The organism is Enterobacter sp. UNJFSC 003, assembly GCF_036903355.1.
In the GTDB taxonomy this organism is placed as follows: domain Bacteria; phylum Pseudomonadota; class Gammaproteobacteria; order Enterobacterales; family Enterobacteriaceae; genus Enterobacter.
The window spans coordinates 1-380 of sequence record NZ_JBAKHK010000055.1; the positions used below are offsets into that span (position 1 = coordinate 1).

Annotated in this window: 1 protein-coding gene; it reads right to left on the reverse strand. The window is 55.8% G+C overall.

Annotated features, from left to right (window positions below; all coding sequences use genetic code 11):
• Positions 1-380 (reverse strand): FCD domain-containing protein (locus V5P19_RS23050; protein WP_334407847.1); only part of this gene is annotated, 380 nt, incomplete at both ends.

Sequence of the window (380 nt, forward strand, 5' to 3'; positions counted from 1 at the left end):
GCTCACGGCGGCTCTCTTCACGACTTCTGTCGAGCAAAATTTCTTCGATAAAGGCCAGATGGCGATGCGATGCTTCGCGCGCTTCTTCCGGCTTACCGGCCATAATCGCTTCAAATATGCGGGTGCGGTGACTACTCACCAGCGGCAGCATCTCGCGACGCGAATAGAGCAATTCGAAGTTCTGGCGGACATTCTGGGCCAACATCGGCTCCATACACCTTAGCAGATGAAGCAGAACCACATTGTGGGCCGCTTCGGTGACGGCAATCTGATACTGGAGTACGGCGTTTGATTCCGCGTCCAGATCGCCAGACTGCTGCGCCAGCTCTATGGCGTGGTGGAGTTCACGGATGCGTTCCTTGTCTTCATCGGTACTACGC